General features: G+C 63.4%; 12 protein-coding genes. All 12 read right to left on the reverse strand.

The window, feature by feature from the left end; all coding sequences use genetic code 11:
- Positions 1-2,642: hypothetical protein (locus B5E65_RS16095; protein WP_206406315.1), on the reverse strand; the 2,642-nt coding region annotated here is incomplete at its 3' end.
- A 439-nt stretch (positions 2,643-3,081) separates the two neighbouring features.
- Positions 3,082-5,847 carry an AAA family ATPase gene (locus B5E65_RS16750; protein WP_087172432.1) on the reverse strand — a complete coding sequence of 922 codons (2,766 nt, stop codon included), beginning with the start codon at positions 5,845-5,847 and terminating at the stop codon, positions 3,082-3,084.
- The gene (locus tag B5E65_RS14250) at positions 5,844-6,983 is read right to left on the reverse strand and encodes an exonuclease SbcCD subunit D (RefSeq protein ID WP_087172433.1); all 1,140 of its coding nucleotides are present in this window, start codon (positions 6,981-6,983) and stop codon (positions 5,844-5,846) included. Before B5E65_RS14250 ends, B5E65_RS16750 begins: the two co-directional genes overlap by 4 nt.
- A 72-nt stretch (positions 6,984-7,055) precedes the next feature.
- Positions 7,056-8,270: an AfsR/SARP family transcriptional regulator gene (locus tag B5E65_RS14255; RefSeq protein WP_158098605.1), complete on the reverse strand. Its 1,215-nt coding sequence runs from the start codon at positions 8,268-8,270 to the stop codon at positions 7,056-7,058.
- Positions 8,271-8,287: 17 nt separating this feature from the next.
- Positions 8,288-9,358, reverse strand: a complete 1,071-nt coding sequence (locus B5E65_RS14260) for a type IV pilus twitching motility protein PilT (protein WP_087172435.1) — start codon at positions 9,356-9,358, stop codon at positions 8,288-8,290.
- Positions 9,359-9,382: 24 nt separating this feature from the next.
- Positions 9,383-9,799, reverse strand: coding sequence for a hypothetical protein (locus tag B5E65_RS16270; RefSeq protein WP_087172436.1), 417 nt, complete (start codon positions 9,797-9,799; stop codon positions 9,383-9,385).
- Positions 9,800-9,823: 24 nt separating this feature from the next.
- Entirely contained in the window at positions 9,824-10,222 is a 399-nt protein-coding gene (locus tag B5E65_RS14270) for a hypothetical protein (protein ID WP_087172437.1), read from the reverse strand.
- On the reverse strand, positions 10,219-10,686 hold the full coding sequence (locus B5E65_RS14275; protein ID WP_087172438.1) for a DUF4860 domain-containing protein: 468 nt from the start codon (positions 10,684-10,686) through the stop codon (positions 10,219-10,221). The genes B5E65_RS14270 and B5E65_RS14275 overlap by 4 nt, the downstream gene beginning before the upstream one ends.
- A gap of 41 nt (positions 10,687-10,727) precedes the next feature.
- Entirely contained in the window at positions 10,728-11,054 is a 327-nt protein-coding gene (locus tag B5E65_RS14280; protein WP_143403039.1) for a hypothetical protein, read from the reverse strand.
- A 12-nt stretch (positions 11,055-11,066) separates the two neighbouring features.
- Entirely contained in the window at positions 11,067-12,110 is a 1,044-nt protein-coding gene (locus B5E65_RS14285; protein ID WP_087172439.1) for a type II secretion system F family protein, read from the reverse strand.
- 48 nt (positions 12,111-12,158) lie between these two features.
- Positions 12,159-13,112 (reverse strand): transglutaminase-like domain-containing protein, encoded by a 954-nt coding sequence (locus tag B5E65_RS14290; RefSeq protein ID WP_087172440.1) that lies wholly within the window; start codon positions 13,110-13,112, stop codon positions 12,159-12,161.
- Positions 13,113-13,329: 217 nt separating this feature from the next.
- Positions 13,330-16,485 carry a bifunctional diguanylate cyclase/phosphodiesterase gene (locus B5E65_RS14295; protein ID WP_087172441.1) on the reverse strand — a complete coding sequence of 1,052 codons (3,156 nt, stop codon included), beginning with the start codon at positions 16,483-16,485 and terminating at the stop codon, positions 13,330-13,332.
- Positions 16,486-16,526 lie beyond the last annotated feature (41 nt).

The raw sequence follows: 16,526 nt of genomic DNA on the forward strand, positions 1-16,526 counted from the left end.
GGATTCGGGGTCGGGTCAGGAGTGGGGTTGGGGCCGGGAGTGGGATTAGGAGTAGGCTCTGTCCCCTTGTTCAGCGCAATAGTACCATTTACATGCCAAGTCAGAGCGTCGGGACTGCCTTCTACAGCCTCGTCACTCGGAGCGTTATTAGCGCCCCAGGCAGCCTTGATTTCATCCCAGGAATCAACCTTATAGGTGTATTCGCTGGAAAGTTCCTCATCGTAACGGTATTCGTGGCCATTAATCGTAATGCTTTCCGGCATTTTGGGCGCGGTATAAACGCCGTCCTGAATCACGACGGTATCGTTTTCATTTTCCGGAGCCGCGCTGTTCACGCTGCCCTTGCCCACATAGTAGTAAGTGCCATCTTCATCTTGCAGATAGAAGTAAGCTTCAGAACTTACAACCGGATCCTCGCCGCGCAGGGCCAAAGTCCCGTTCACATGCCAGGTCAGAGCGTCGGGACTGCCTTCCACTACCTCGCTACCGGGGGCCTTGTTGGCACCCCAAGCGGCCTTGATCTCATCCCAAGACTCTACTTTGTAGGTATACGCATCGGAAAGAGTTTCATCGTAACGGTATTCGTGGCCATTGATCGTAATGCTTTCCGGCATTTTGGGCGCGGTATAAACGCCGTCCTGAATCACGACGGTATCGTTTTCATTTTCCGGAGCCGCGCTGTTCACGCTGCCCTTGCCCACATAGTAATAAGTGCCATCTTCATCCTGCAGATAGAAGTAAGCTTCAGAACTTACAACCGGATCCTCGCCGCGCAGGGCCAAAGTCCCGTTCACATGCCAGGTCAGAGCCTCAGGGCTGCCTTCTACAGCCTCGTCACTCGGAGCGTTATTAGCGCCCCAGGCAGCCTTGATCTCATCCCAGGAATCAACCTTATAGGTATATTCGCTGGAAAGTTTCTCATCGTAGCGATATTCATGGCCATCAATCGTAATGCTTTCCGGCATTTCAGGCTTGGAACAAATGCCGTTTTCGATTGCGACGACATCTCCTTCATTTTCCGGAGCTGCACTGTTCACACTGCCCTTGCCCACATAGTAGTAGGTGCCATCTTCATCCTGCAGGTAGAAATAGGCATCACTGGTTTCGCCAGGCTCCACGGTACCACCGCCCTCGGTGGCGGTGAGGCGCATATTCACATAGTACTCGTCCTGCTCAAACCAGACCTTGATATCATCGCTGGTATACACTGCGCCAATGGTAATGTCGAAACTGTACCAGCCGGTTTCAGCGTCATAGGACAGGCTCTTATTAATGGTCTCGTTGTTATTTTTTACAAGCGTCAGGTTCGGATCGCTGTAGTCTTCCGCCACCTTGAAGCGGAAATTCACGATCTGGTAGTGCCCATTCAGGATGTCCAATGCATCGCGCGTGAAGAAAGGAACACCAACGGGGAGATTGCCTTCAACAGACTGCCATTCGCCGCCTTCGCCCCGGTACTGCAGTTCGGAAATGCCGACCAGTTCATTGACCATGACACCCTTGGAAACCCAATCCCGATAGGTCATGCCAGTGAAAGTAACATCGCCGCGGATGTCGGACAGGGTAATGGTGTACTTGGCACGGACCAGGCCGTTGTCCATTGTAAGGCCATCATACTTTACCGAAACGTCCGCCACATCAAGATTGGTGATTGCCTCAGAACCACCCGTATTCAGAGGGATATTCAAGGGGCTGTTGTTGATGGACAGAGAGGACAGCAACTTGGAAATCAGCGCCTTATTCGGACCGTACAGGGTAAGGGTCAGGCTATCGCCTTTGTCTACGGTGACCGGCAGCTGCATATCGTTGTCATCAAAATGCGCACCAGCAGTCAGAACGCCCTCGTCCACGCTCACGATGTATTGCTCGACAATGGGATTCACGTCGATGGTGATCACGTTATTCTCGGAATCACCGGTATTAGCGAAGAAGAATCCCCACTGGCAACCATTATTCTTGGCCTGCTCATGATACGGGCGAAGGAGATAGAACTTCGAATGGTCGTAGTTCCATTTTTCCTGCAGCTTCGCATCCATCTCGTCAATAGCGTAGATGTTGCCCTCGCTGGAGCTGATCGAAATGATCGGCTCGTACCCTTCCGGCACAGACACGTAGAAGCAAAGGACGTCGCCCGCAGTCATAAAATTATACAGGCTGTCTCCCTTGGGCAGGGTATCAAACTCGACATTTTGGGAGCCGACGTCTTTCTTTGCGTAGTACAGGGTGACAAGGTTGCTCGACGCATTGCTGAAAATAAACTCATAACCGAAATCATTAAGGATTTTAGCAGCCGGAGCAGAATCCACAGCATAGCTGCTCACGGCGGGCTCCTCCTCGACGGCGGGTTCTTCCTCGACGGCGGGCTCTTTCTCGACGACGGGCTCCTCCTCGACGGTGGGCTCCTCCTCGACGGCGGGCTCTTCCTCGACGACGGGCTCCTCCTCGACGACGGGCTCCTCCTCGACGGCGGGCTCTTCCTCGATGGCGGACTCCTCTTCCTCGGCCGGGGCACTCGACGAAGCGGTGGTGCCGGCGATGAGGGTCTCATCCGCAAAGACGCTGGCCGGAACCATCGTAAAGATCAGGCCCAGCGCAAGAACCAGGCAGGCAAGCCGCTGCCATGTTCTCATCTTGCTAAACATAACACATCCTCCTTACAAATTCTGCGTCCGCTGCCGGACGCGGCGTGTCTCCGTGCGTTCGCCGTGTTCCGGCAAAGGGCAGCGGCGATCGTGGGGGGGCGTTCCCCCCTCCTGTGTATCTAATGATACCAGTCTATGGTCACAAACCGGTCACAGAATCGAGGATTTTTTCTCACCTAACGCCAAAATCAGCTTTTTTGGCATTACGACGCCAAAAAAACCGGGTGTTTCCCGGAATTCCATTAGCATTCCACTCACTTTTCCTCAAAACAGCAAGCAAAAAACCGTCATTTTGACGATGACGGTTTTTTATCAAAGTATGTAATTTGGGTCGAAATTTAAATTTGTACGGCTTTTTTCACCTTTTCTTTTTCTTCAAAATTGGCAAAAGGTTAATAGGGTATAACTTTTTCGCCAGGCTTTTCAAACTTTCTCACATTTATACGATCAATTCCAGCCGACTGCCGCCGGTACGGTCCTTTGTGACCCGGATCTGGCGGTCGATCCGGTCTTTGAGTTCGGTTACGTGGGAGATGATCCCTACCAGCCGGTCGCCTTCGGTCAGGTCCTCCAGCGCGCGGAGAGCCTGGCGCAGCGCCTCTTCGTCCAGGGAACCGAAGCCCTCGTCCACAAACATGCTTTCCAGCCGGATACCGCCGGCAGCGCTCTGAATCTCGTCCGCCAGGCCCAGCGCCAGGCACAGGGATGCCTGGAAGGACTCGCCGCCGGACAGGCTGCGCACGCTGCGGCGGCTGCCGTTGTAATGGTCGATCACGTCCAGTTCCAGGCCGGTCTGGCTGCGGTTGTTGTCCGCCTGGGCCCGGCGGGCCAGTTCGTACTGGCCGCCGCTCATCACCATGAACCGGGTATTGGCCCGGGCCACGATCCGGTCAAAAAAGGCGGTCTGCACCCAGGTTTCCAGCATGATCTTTTCCCGGCCGGGCAGATTGCCGTTGGCCGTATTGGAAAGCGCCCGCACCCACTGCCAACGGGTCTCGGTTTCGGCCAGGCCTTCGCCCTGCCGCTGTATCCCGTCCCGCTGACGGCGGTTGTTCGTCAGCCGGGCAGAGAGTTCCGCCGCGGCCTTGTCCTGCCCGGCCTGTTCGGCGGCCAGGCGGCGGCAGGCTTCCTCCTGAACGGCCAGGTCCAGCGCGGGGGCCTGGGCCAGCTGCGCCTCGGCCTGCTGCAGCTGGCCGGTCAGGGTATCGCAGGTGGTCTGCGCGGTGCGGCAGGCCTGCTCGGCCTGCTCCTGCCCGGCCTGCAGGCGGTTCTTTTCCTCCAGCAGGCGGGCAATCGCCTGTTCGGCGGCCTGCCGCCCGGAAAAGTCCAGCCCCTGTTCCAACCGGGTGACCGCTTCCTCCCCGGCTGCTTTTTCGGCGGTCAGGGCTTCCCGCTCCCGGGTCAGGGTATCCAGTTCAGCGGTCAGGCGGCGGCAGCTTTCTTCCCGGGCGGGCAGCGAAGTTTCCAGTACCTGCAGACGGGCCAGCCGGGTTTTCTGCGCACGGGTATCCGCCGCCAGACGCTCCGCCTGCTTGGCGGCGGTCTGCCGGGCCTGGGCCAGCAGAGCCACCGCCCGTGCCGGATCGTCGCTGCCCAGCAGTTCCTGGCAGCGGGCCCGGGCCTCCTGCTGCAGGGCGGTCAGGGTGGCGTTCCGATCCGCGGCCGCGCTGCTGGCCCGGGAGGCATTTTCCTGAGCCTGGCGGGCGGCGTTGCGGGCCTGTTCCACCTGGGCTTCGGTGGGCGCCTGCTCCCCAGCTGAGGCGGGACAGGGATGCTCTGTTGCGCCGCAGACCGGGCAGGGCTGGCCAGGGCGCAGCCCCGCCGCCAGAATCCCCGCCTGCTCGTCCAGAAAGGCCCGGTTCAGCCGCATATAGGCTGTCTGGGCGGCCTCGGCCGCCTGCTGGGCCTGTACATAGGCCTCCGCGGCCCGGGCATGCTCCTTTTTGGCCCGGCGGCAGCCGTCCAGCCGGTCATGCAGGTCTTCCAGCTCCCGCCGGCGGCGATCCAGTTCCCCTGCCTGCGCCCGGAGTTTTTCCAGTTCCACGGCACTGTCCCGCAGGCCGTCCCGCTCCGCCTGTTCCGCCTGCAGACGGGCCTGCTCCCCATTCAGGGTTTGGGTACGGGCTGCAATGCGGGCCTGTTTGTCTGCCAGGGCGGCAGCCCGTTTATCCCGGGCAGCGCGGGCCTGTTCCAGTTCCGCGTACCGGGGCAGTTGGGCCCGGATGCTCTCTGCCTTGGCGGCCAGTTCCTCCCGGCGGGGCAGGGTGGCCTGCGCCTGCTGCAGCGCGGCGCGGCAGCGGGCCAGTTCCTCCCGGGCGGCGGGCAGCTTTGCCTGGCAGGCATCCCGGTCGGCCCGGGTCTGCGCCAGCTGCCGGGCCTGGCCCAGCCGGGTGTTGGCCTCCTGCAGGGCCTGGGCGGTGCGCTGCCGGGTCTCGTTCAGCACCTGCAGCGCCGTCTCGTCCTCCGCCAGCAGCTGATCGGCCAGCGCCAGCAGTTCCGCCAGCGGGGGCAGTTCCCGGGCGGCGGCTTCCAGCCGGGCGGTGAGCGGATGCTCCGGCGGGCAGACCAGTCCGGCTGCGTACTGGCGTATACTGCTTTGCATCTGACCGCACCGGTCTGCCAGGGCGCCGGATTCCGCCTTGAGACGCTCCTGCAGCAATTGATAGGGCTTGGTCTGGAAAATCTGCCGGAAGATGTTCTTGCGCTCTTCGGTGGTGGCCAGCAGCAGTTTGAGGAACTCCCCCTGGGCGATCATGGCAATGCGGCAGAACTGATCCCGGTCCAGGCCGATGATCCGGGTGACCTCCGCGGTGACCTCCCGGGTGCGGGTGCAGACCCGGCCGTCCGGGTAATAGAGTTCCGCTTCGGCCCGCTGCAGGGTCATGCCGCCGCCCCGGCGGGCCGGGCGCTGATACTCCGGATTACGGCGCACCCGGTAAATCTGCCCGCTATAGGAAAAGGTAAGTTCCACCTCGGTGGGGGTATCCGGCGCGGCATACTGGCTGCGCAGCATGGAGGCGTCCCGGTTGCCGCCGCTGGGCTCCCCGTACAGGGCGTAGGTGATGGCGTCGAACAGGGTGGTTTTTCCCGCGCCGGTATCGCCGGTGATCAGGTACAATCCCCGGCGGCCCAGCTGTTCCATATTCAGTTCGGTGCGCCCGGCATAGGGGCCAAAGGCACTGACGACAAGGCGCAGCGGTCTCATACCTGTTCCTCCCAGATTTTTTCGATCAGTTCCCGCAGGAAATTGTTCTGTTCTTCGCTCATGGGCTGGCCGTTCTGCTTTTCATACAGTTCGGCAAACAGTTCCAGCGGGGATTTGCGTTTGGCGTCCGGCAGCTGTGCGTCCCACTGGCCGGCACGGGTGCGGGCATTGTCATAGTCCAGCTTGAGCAGATTGCGGTAGATGACCCGCAGCTTGCCCACCGCGTCGGGGATGTCCTCCTCGTCGGTGAGGGTGATGTGCAGGTAATCCTCCGGGTAGCTGGTGGCCTGGTAAAAGCTGCGCAGGGTCAGTTCCTCGTAGCGGCCCCGCAGCTCCACCAGTTCCCGCAGCGGGGTCAGCGGCCGGGTGCGCACCTCCACCCGGCCTTTTTCCGCCAGTTCCATCAGGGTGACCGATTTGGTCTGACTGACCTCGGAGAAGGAGTATTTCAGCGGGCTGCCGCAGTAGCGCAGGGTGGGACGGCCCGCCGCCTGGGGACCGTGCAGGTGGCCCAGAGCCACATAATCAAAAGCATCAAACACCGAGGCGTCCACGTTGTCGCTGCCGCCCACCGACAGATCCTCGGATTCACAGCGGGCGGCCCCGGTGACGAACTGGTGGGTGACCAGAACGCTGCGCCGGGCCGGATCGGGCGCCATGGCTTCCACGGCGGCGGACACCGCGTCGGTGTAGGTGAGGATCTCCCTGTCGGGGAAAAAGCGGCGCACCCCGGCGGGCTTGATAAAGGGCAGCAGGTAGATATCCACCGGGCCGAAGGCATCGGTCAGGGTGACCGGCTCCACCCGGCCGTCGTAGACCGGGGCCATATAGACCCCCCGGGCGCTCATGAGCCGCCCGCCGAAGGCAATCCGTTCGGCGGAATCATGGTTGCCGCTGATGACGAATATCGGTGCGCCGCGCTGGGCCAGCTGCACCAGAAACTCGTCAAACAGCTGGACCGCCTCGGCGGGAGGGACCGGTTTGTCGTAAACATCGCCGGCGATGAGTACGCCGTCGGGGCGTTCCTCGTCCAGGATGGCCAGGATGCGGCGCAGGATCTCCCGCTGATCTTCCAGCAGGGACTGTTCACAGAGCCGTTTGCCCAGATGCAGGTCGGAAAGGTGTGCAAACTTCATGGGTTTCTCCTTTATAAAAAGTAGAAAGGGAGAGGGCCTCAGGGTCCTCTCCCGCGCAGCCGGCGCGACCGGTCACACAATGGGATCGGGCACGCCGGAGGTAATATCAATGCGCATACCGCTGGACGCGCCGCAGCTGCGCCAGCTTTTGAGCAGACGCTCGGCCACCACGGCGGTATCCCCCGCCTGCCGCACCGACAGCATCAGCACATACTGGTTGCGGCTGTACCGGCTGAACACGTCCCCCTTGCGCAGGGTGTTCTTGATCTGTTCCCGCAGCTGCAGCATGGCCCGCACCGTTTCCTGCTTGCCCAGGGCCTGGCCGTTTTCGCTTTGCAGGCCCACCAGCAGCAGCACGACGGTGTTGTCCACCCGCACGGCGCTGCGCACCACCATGTGGTACATGTGCTTGAACACTTCGTAGGGGCAGAAGTAAGCCCCACGGATGGGCCGGTCGTCCCGGGTGGCCTCGTCCAGATCCCGCTGGATCTGGTGGATATCGTCCACCGTGTTGGTGCCCTCCGCCGCCCAGCGGAAGATGCTTTGCAGTTCCGGGCCCAGCACCTCGCCGGTCTCGTCCAGGAACAGGTTGGAGACGATCGGGTAGTGGTTCAGGATGGCGGTTTTCATATCCAGCTGCTTGAGGGCGGTGAAATGCCGCAGGTACAGTTCCTCACTGAGAGGCTCCAGCAGCAGGGCCCGGCCGCAGATGTCCAGCACCTCCTGGGCGCTGCCCCGCACCCCGCTGCCCAGCAGCAGGTCGCAGGCGTGCAGCACCGCGGACAGGTACCGCTGGCGCAGCGCGCTGGCCTTGGGCATCACCCAGCGGCGGCCTGCCAGGGTGGGCAGAAAATCGCCGGAGTACAGATCCAGCAATCGGCGGCAGGCCGCCAGCTGCTGCTGCGGGTCCCGGGCCTCCATTCCCTCCCGGTGCAAAGCAAACAGTTCCTGCACGTCCAGGCGCACCGGGGTGGCCGGGTTCCAGCAATACTGCCGGTCCCGGGTGATGATGCAGTCGGCGGGAAGGCCCGCGGCGGCCAGCTGTTTGCGCAGCGAGTAGGCGGCGTTTTTCAGCGCGCCGGCGGGGTTGGCCACCTCGTCGTCCTCCCAGAGGGCTTCGCAGATCTGTTCGTTGGTGACCGGCTCGTCGGTGTTCAGAAGCAGAAACGCCAGCAGTTCCCAGGGCTTGTTGATCCGGGCGCCCCGTTCCAGCAGCACCGTATCCCCGGCTTTTACCTGCAGCCCGCCGAAAGTTTCCACATCCAGCAGAACGTTGGCTGTATTCATGATCATCCCTCCCGGTATCAGAGCGAAGCCAGGGCGTCCAGACGTTTTTCCATGGCTTCGTAATAGATGCTGTAGGTAAGCGCGGTTTCCCGCGTGATGCGCTTTTGCTGGTACAGCCGCAGCAGGCTGGAATCCATGGAGCACATGCCCTCCGCCGCGCCGGTCTGGATGGCGGCGGCGATCTGGTGGGTCTTGGCCTCCCGGATCAGGTTGCGGATGGCGGGGTTGGTGTACATGACCTCAAAGGCCACCGTCTGGCCGCCGTCCACCGTGGGCACCAGCTGCTGGCTGATCACCGCCTGCAGCACCATGCTCAGCTGGATGCGCACCTGCGCCTGCTGGCTGGCCGGGAACACGTCCACGATCCGGTCCACGGTGTTGGCCGCGCCGGTGGTGTGCAGGGTGCTGAACAGCAGCTGGCCGGTCTCGGCGGCGGTCATGGCCACCTCGATGGTCTCATAATCCCGCATCTCGCCCAGCAGGATCACGTCCGGGCTTTCCCGCAGGGCGCTGCGCAGCGCGGCCAGATAGCTGGGCGCGTCGCTGCCGATCTCCCGCTGGGTCACGATGCAGCTGCCGTGCCGGTGGATATACTCGATGGGGTCTTCCATGGTGATGATATGGCCTTCCCGCCGGTGGTTGATCCGGTCGATCAGGCAGGCCAGAGTGGTGGACTTGCCGCTGCCCGCCGGGCCGGTGACCAGCACCAGGCCTTTCATCTTGTCGGCGGCGGCCAGCACCGAGGGCAGGATGCCCAGGGCCTCCGGGTCGGGCAGGCCGAACCGGATCACACGCAGCACCACCGCCAGCGAACCGCGCTGGTGCAGCACGTTGGCCCGGAACCGCCCCATCTCCCGGATGGCAAAGGAAAAATCGTCGTCCGCATCCTCGGCGGCCACCCGCTCCGGGTTGCGGCCGCAGAGGGCATAGATGTCCTCCACCAGGGCGCGGGTATCTTCCGGTTTCAGGGGTTCGCCTTCCCGGCGCTGCCGCCCGCTTACCTTATAGGTGAGCGGAAGGCCGGCAATAAAGAAAATATCCGAAGCGTTCAGCTGCAGCGCCCGCTGCAGGATGCTGGTGATATCCATAGTCTGCTTCCTCCCCTGTCTGTATCAGAAACTGCCGTCCCACAAGTCCAGGCTTTCGTCCGCCTGCCAGCTCTGGCTCAGTTTCCAGGTATCGATCCGCCAGCCGTCGCCCGTCAGGGCCAGGCGTACCGTCAGGCGCCGGCCTTCCTCCCCTTCGATCACGGTCTGGACAAAGCCGGGCGTACTCATGTCCACCTGGCCGGGCAGTTCTGTATCCGTCGCCAAAGCTTCATCCGCTTCGGCCAGCCAGCGCCAGGCCTCATTTTCACAGGCTGCGTCCAGCGCAAACCGGTCCAGCGCCCGCTGGGCCAGCGCCCGGTCGGCCCGGGCGGTGGAAAACGCCAGCACCGCCAGCACCGCCAGGCATACCGCCACCACGGTGATCAGCAGCGTCAGCGCGCCGGAGCGCACCGGCATATGGGTATGTTCTCTCTGCCGCATCCGGGGCCACTCCTTTCCGGCCGGTCAGTCCGGCCAATAGCGAACAAATTCCAGGCTGCACACGCTCTCCCGCTCTTCGGTGAGCACCTCCAGATGCAGGGTGACGGTCCGGCCATAGTTCTCCGGTTCCTGGATGGTGTACAGCCGCAGCAGATAGTCCTCGCCGCTGGGGCCGGTGCGGGTCACCTCGCCGCCGTCACCGTCCACCCCGGCCAGCTGGCAGAAGTCGGTCTCGTCCGCGGCGGCATACCACTCCTCGCTGATATCCTGGGTCAGACGCTGGGCGTCGGTCAGGCGGCGGGCCTCCAGCGCCTGGGTACGGGCGGCGCTGAAAAGCTGGGCCAGCACGGCGGTGAGCGCCAGCAAAAATACAGTCAGCAGCAGGCATTCCACATAGAATGCCGTGGATCGGCGTCGGGTCATGCGGCACCTCCTCCGGCGCTGCGCAGCGCCGCATCGGCCGTTTTGCCGTCCACCGTCACCCGCAGCAGCGTCGAGCACGCCCACTGGGCCGAAAAACTCTCCGCCTGGGCCACCGGCTGGGCGGCAGCAGGATCGGTGGCGGCGTCGGCGGCGCAGAGCTGCTCCACCAGCCAGCCGTCAGACAGATAGATCCGGGTCTCATAGCCGCTTTCCCGGTCGGCCAGGATCAGCATATCCCCCTCGGGGCCCTCCTCCACCCGCACGGCGCCGGCGGCATCGCTGGAGCGCACGCGGGTGACCAGATAGCCCAGGGTGGCGCGCACCTGGTCGTTGGCACTGCGGCTGGCCGCCAGGCGGCCGTACAGCCCGGCGCCCAGGGCGGTAAGCCAGAGGATGCACCCCAGCATCAGCGCGAACAGCGCCAGGGAAAAGGCCGGGGTTGCCCGGTCGGCAGATCGTTGCATGGGGACGCCCTCCTTTCTCGGTTCCGGCCCTTGCGGGCCGGTTATTTCAGCAGAATGGTGACCTGCGGCGGCAGATTGGAGGCAAACGCCTCATACACCACGATATAACGGTCGTGGTTGATCCGCAGGCCGTAATGGTCGGTCAGATAGTCCAGGCTTTCGGGGTAATAGCCCTCCACCGCGTAGCACTGGACCGCGCTGCGCAGCACGGCGTTTTTCAGCGCGTCAGCCCCCTGACCGGACAGGTCGGCGCCGATGCGGCCGGCGCCCCAGGCGCAGGCCACCGCCACCAGCGCTGCCGCCAGCAAAACCAGCAGCACGCGGCGAAGCAGCCGCAGGCGGGACAAAAATGGTTTGTCGTGGTACATCCCCGCGCCCCCTTATCCCACTGTGCCCAGAATACCGATCAGCGGCAGCATCACCGACAGCAGGGTGACGCCCACCGCCACGGTGAGGAACGCCGCCAGCGCCGGTTCCACCCGGTCCACCACCCGGTCCATCTCGTCGTCCGCGTCCTGGGTGAACAGCTCGGTCAGGCGGGCCAGCACCGGCTCGGTTTTGCCGCTGCGCTCACCGCTGAGCAGCATCCGGGCGTAGAGCGGCTCGAACAGTTTCTGGTCATGCACTGCGGTGCCAAGGCCAGCCCCCGCGGCCATCTGGGCCCGGGCGGCGGCAATGCCCTTGTGCAGCTGCTCATGATCCACCATACCCTCAGCGGCCTCCATGGCGGTGTCCGCGTCCAGGCCGCTGGCAATGAAGATATCCAGCGCACCCGCCAGCTGGGCCACCGCCAGTTTGCGGCTGGCCGGAGCGGTAAAGGGCAGACGCTGGAACACCCGGCTGAGCACCGCGCGGCCCGCGGCACGGCGGCCGAGCACCGCGCCCGCCGCCACCAGTACCGCCAGCACCAGCGTGACGGCCAGCGCCACGCCGCCCACCCAGTAGGCCAGGCGGATATAGCCGTAGCTGCTGGTGGACAGATCCCCCACCAGCCCTTCGTATACGCCCTGGAACACCGGCAGCACCCGGATCACCAGCACCGCCAGAATCGCCGCCATCAGCCCCAGCAGCACCGCCGGATATACCACCGCGCTGCGCAGCTTTTTCTGCAGCCGCGCCTGGGAGGCATAGTACCGGGCCAGGCTGTTCAGCACCGCTTCGGTGCGGCCGGCCTTTTCACCGGCGGCGATCATCCGCACCGCGTAGGCAGGCACCACGCCGGTTTTTTCCATCGCGTCGGACAGGCTGTCCCCCAGCAGAAGGGCCTTGTACAGGGTTTGGGCCGTCTGCTTGAACAGGCCGTCCTCGCTGTCCTCGCACAGCAGGCCGGCGGCCTCGTCCGGCTGGATGCCCGCCCCCAGCAGCAGGGCCAGATTTTCGCACAGGGCGCTGACTGCCAGCGCGCCAAGTTCCTGTTTCGCCATGATGCCTCTTCCTTTCCTGTATCCTGCACGGCGGGCGCGGGCCCGCCGTCAGTAGGTCTTGTAATCCCGGTAGTTGCTGCCGTCCCCGATGAACGCGCTGCTGGCGCCGCCGGCCGCAAAGGTCAGGTCCACCCGCGTCCAGGTCTCCTTGTCCACCTCGATCTTGACGGTGATCCAGCCGGTCTCTTTCAGCCAGATCATATTCCAGGCGTGGTACAGATCGTTGGGGGCCACATAGCCGGTGATCACCTTGGTGGGAATCCCCTGGCTGCGCAGCATCGCCGCCGCCAGCACCGCGTAGTCGATGCAGATGCCCTTGCCGGTGGCCAGCGTTTCATCCGCGTCGGAGAGATAGCCGGTGCCGATGCTCTCCGCCTTGGGGGTATCGTACTTGATGTGCTTTACAATATAATCGTATACAGCGGCCACTGCCCCGGCCTCATTTTCCGCCGAGGCGGCCAGATCCCCCGCCAGCGCCACGCAGTCGTCATCGGCGGCGTAGTGCACATAGCAGCTGGGCCGCAGAAAGGGCTCGAATTCGCTGGCCAGCTGCACCTGTTCGGTGCGGGCGTATTTTTCGGTGTACTGGGTGTCGGCCACGTTCTCCATCACCCGGAAGGTATAGCTGCCGCTGCCGCTTTGCAGCGGGCAGACGATGGGGGTACCGTCCCCGGGCAGGTCGTAGTTGTACTTCACATCCCCGAACACCACCTGGAATTTCAGCCGCTTGGCGCTCCGGGCGCTCAGGGCCACATAGCCTTCGCTCAGGTGGCTGGTATCCAGCAGGCAGTCGCTGCCGCCGGTAGCGGCCGCCGGGTCAAAGGCGGCGTCCGCCATGGGCGGGGGCTGGTAGCCGGCGGCGGGGGTGTCTTCCTCGGTCAGGCTGCTGCCGGCGGACAGGGAGGCCGCGGGCGGGCTGCTCTGCCCCGGGGCGGAACCGGAACCGCAGCCCGCCAGCAATATATACGCCGCCAGCAGCCCGGCGATCCATCTGCGCTGCATTCCGATTCCTCCTTTTCCCGGCCGGGCATGTCCGCCTGCCGTTATTCATTTCATTATAGGAAAGATTCCGCAAAAAGTAAAGGGCAGCCGCCGGCCGCCCCCGCCCTGCCGGCAGCGCGGAAAACCGCTTCAAAGCGGCATTTTCGCGCTGCCGGATTCGCAGGTTAACCCCACAGGCGGAAGGCCCGCCGGCAGTCTGTTCCGGCGGGCCCGTAGGTCAGGATTCGGCGGGCGGGTGCTCCAGCGTGCCGCCCTGCGGATCGGTCACGCGGAAGATTCGGTACTGGTTCTTGCCCCGCCGCTTGGCTTCGTAGAGGGCCGCGTCGGCATTGGCCAGCAGGGTATCGTAATCCTCCCCGTCGGCCGGATACAGGGACGCGCCGATGCTGCCCATGATCTGATAGCGGGTCTCCCCGTTGCGGTAGGGATTGCGGAACATGGTGCAGAGCCGGTCCAGCCGGTTTTCCAGCACCTCCCGGGTCATGTTGGAGACAAAGACCACAAACTCGTCCCCGCCGTAGCGGGCCACCACGTCCGAGTGGCGGAACACGCCCAGAATCCGCTGGGCAATGCAGCGCAGAATGTCGTCCCCCACCATGTGGCCCAGGGTGTCGTTGGCCTTTTTGAAATCATCCACGTCGATAAACACCAGCGCCCCGTATGCCGACTGTTTCTCGGCCAGCTGACGGCGCACATGGCGTTCAAAATAGGTGCGGTTGTACAGGCCGGTCAGGCCGTCCCGGTTGGCTTTCTCTTTCCAGCGGGCCACCTCGCTGCGCCAGCTGCCGGTGTTGACCAGCACGCCCCGGATCACCGGCCCGTCCGGCCCGTTCTCCCGGTGTATGTGAACCTCCATCCACTCATACCGGCCATCGGACACGCAGAAACGCAGCGCGCCTTCCGCCCAGGGCGCCTCCTGCCGGGCACAGCGGCCCAGCATATCAAAGAATTCCTCTTCGTCGTTTTCGTTCAGCACGCCCGATCCGCGCACAAACGCGGCGGCGTCCGGGTACTCGGTAACACCCGCCATAACCGGGGAGAACGGATCCGAGAACCGGATGCTGCCGGTCTCCGGCCGGTACAGGAAGGTAACAATGCTGGCGGGGCGGGAACCCTCGCCGCCCTGCATGCGGGGATCCAGCAGCGCCCCTTCCGTGTCCACACAGCGCAGCCGGCCATCCTGCCAGGCGGTCTGCTCAAACTCTTCCACCGGCATGGGGCGGAAGAACACATAGCCCTGCACAATGTCGCAGGCGGAACGGCGCAGATGCCGGGCCTGCTGCAGGTTGTCCACCCCTTCGGCCACGGTGGTGATGTGCAGTTTGCCCGCCATCTTTAAGATGGATTCCACCACGCAGCGGCCCCGGGTAGAATCGTTGGTGCCCACAAAAAAGCTGCGGTCCAGCTTGATGGTGTCCACGTTCAGCTGATTGAGCATCCCCAGGGAGGAATACCCGGAGCCAAAATCATCCAGTGAACAGCTGAACCCGGCCTCGTGCATCCGGTCGATCAGCTGGCGCACCCCGTCCGGGTCATCCAGCAGGATGGTCTCGGTCAGTTCAAACTCGATCAGCCCCCGGTCCACCCGGTACCGGTCCCGGATACGGCGGCAGCGATCCAGGAAACCCGGGATCTCCAGATTCTGGCGGGAGAGGTTCACCGAAATGGTGCACAGCTCCCGTCCCTCGTCCTTCCAGCGGGCCAGCAGGCAGCAGACCTGTTCAAAGATAAACTGATCCAGCCGGGTGATCATCCGGTATTTTTCAAACACCGGCACAAATACCGCCGGCGACAGCATTCCCTTGGTGGGGTGCTGCCAGCGGATCAGCGCCTCCGCGCCGGCCACCCGCCGGTCTTCCAGGCGCACCTTGGGCTGGAAATACACCCGGAAATCCCCCGCCTGCAGCGAGGCGTCCAGCCGGTTGACCAGCTCCTTTTCCCGCAGCTGGGTGCGCTGCCATTCCGCGTCGTAGAAGGTACAGCCGCCCTCCACCGCCGCGCCGGTTTTGCGGGCGGTGCTGCTGCGCTCCTGCATGGCGGCCACGTCGGTTTTCTCCGGGGCGGCCATATCCGCGCCGAAGCGCAGTTCCAGGTAGTAGGGATCTTCCCGGCCCTGGTTGAAGGCATTGGCCTTGTGGTACATCTCCCGCAGGCGGCGCCCGATCTCCTCCCGGTCCTGCCCTTCCAGCAGCAGATAAAACAGATCGGCCGAGGCCCGGGCCAGCAGTTCGCCGGGATGCAGGCAGCTCTGCATGGTGCGGTACAGATGGCACAAGGTGCGGTTGCCCTCCTCGGTGCCGAAAATATTGTTGATCAGCTTGAAGCCCTGCATATCCGCCGATACCAGGGTATAGTTGCTGCTTTTTTTGAGCAGGCGGGCTGCCTCGCTGCGGAAACGGGTATCGCTCATACCACCGGTGACGGGGTCCACAAAGGCCATGTATTCCAGGCTGGCCTGATACCCGCGGCGCAGCAGGACCACCGTAAGCAGCACACCGCCGAAGATGGCGATAATCAGCACGGTAAGCCACAGGTTGCTCTGCACCAAGGAGGAAACATCCTTGCTGAGCAGATCCGCCGGGATCATGGTAAGCACATACCATTCGTTGGCGGTAAGCGGAATGTAGCTGACCATTACCGCACTGTTGCTGCCGCGCACGGTCGCCACGCCGGCCTTGCCTGCATGCATGTCCTCGGACATCTGGTCCAACTGCCGCTTCTCACTTTCGGTGCCGTTTTCCCACACATCCCGCAGCGTGCCGGACATTTCGTTGCCCTCCCCGGCAGCCAGCAGTTCACCGTCCCGGGTCACCACCCGGGAGGTGCCTTCGCCGTTGAAGCTCTGGCCGGAGAGCATGCGGGTAAGCAGGCTGCCGCTCTTGACCCCCAGCAAAACCGGATCTTCCCTGGTTTCACCGGCGGCATAGTAAATGCCCAGTTCCGGTTCCCGGGACATGATCAGCCGGGCCTGGCCGGGCTGGATCATATCCTCCCCGGCCAGCGAGGAACTGCGCCAGCTGATCCAGGCTTCCGCGTCTTCCACGTTCTCCGCCAGGCACAGTTCGTCAAAGCCGGCCACCGACTCTTTGCGGGTGATAAATTCCGGCAGCGCCTCCGGCCCCAGCAGCACGGCACTGTCCCGGATGATATTCAGGCTTTCGATGGACTGGGCGATCCGCGCATCGATCTGGGATGCCACCTGGGCCGACACGTCCACCAGATAATCCCGGGTACGCTGCTCATTGACCTGGCGCAGCATCAGGTTGTTGAACAGAAACAGCGCCCCCGCCGTCAGCAGGGTAACGCACAGAATCGACAGCGCCAGGAATATACCTTTCCGATAGCGATGGACCATTTGAAGTTCATGTTTCATCCTTGACACCGTCCCCGGGATACGGCGAAAAACGCCGCGGA

Source organism: Gemmiger sp. An120, from assembly GCF_002160955.1.
Lineage (GTDB): Bacteria > Bacillota > Clostridia > Oscillospirales > Ruminococcaceae > Gemmiger_A > Gemmiger_A avium.

Coding starts and splice junctions, on each gene's coding strand:
- B5E65_RS16750 (WP_087172432.1), bottom strand. CDS start 5,847: ATGAGACCGCTGCGCCTTGTCGTCAGTGCCTTTGGCCCCTATGCCGGG.
- B5E65_RS14250 (WP_087172433.1), bottom strand. CDS start 6,983: ATGAAGTTTGCACACCTTTCCGACCTGCATCTGGGCAAACGGCTCTGT.
- B5E65_RS14255 (WP_158098605.1), bottom strand. CDS start 8,270: ATGAATACAGCCAACGTTCTGCTGGATGTGGAAACTTTCGGCGGGCTG.
- B5E65_RS14260 (WP_087172435.1), bottom strand. CDS start 9,358: ATGGATATCACCAGCATCCTGCAGCGGGCGCTGCAGCTGAACGCTTCG.
- B5E65_RS16270 (WP_087172436.1), bottom strand. CDS start 9,799: ATGCGGCAGAGAGAACATACCCATATGCCGGTGCGCTCCGGCGCGCTG.
- B5E65_RS14270 (WP_087172437.1), bottom strand. CDS start 10,222: ATGACCCGACGCCGATCCACGGCATTCTATGTGGAATGCCTGCTGCTG.
- B5E65_RS14275 (WP_087172438.1), bottom strand. CDS start 10,686: ATGCAACGATCTGCCGACCGGGCAACCCCGGCCTTTTCCCTGGCGCTG.
- B5E65_RS14280 (WP_143403039.1), bottom strand. CDS start 11,054: ATGTACCACGACAAACCATTTTTGTCCCGCCTGCGGCTGCTTCGCCGC.
- B5E65_RS14285 (WP_087172439.1), bottom strand. CDS start 12,110: ATGGCGAAACAGGAACTTGGCGCGCTGGCAGTCAGCGCCCTGTGCGAA.
- B5E65_RS14290 (WP_087172440.1), bottom strand. CDS start 13,112: ATGCAGCGCAGATGGATCGCCGGGCTGCTGGCGGCGTATATATTGCTG.
- B5E65_RS14295 (WP_087172441.1), bottom strand. CDS start 16,485: ATGAAACATGAACTTCAAATGGTCCATCGCTATCGGAAAGGTATATTC.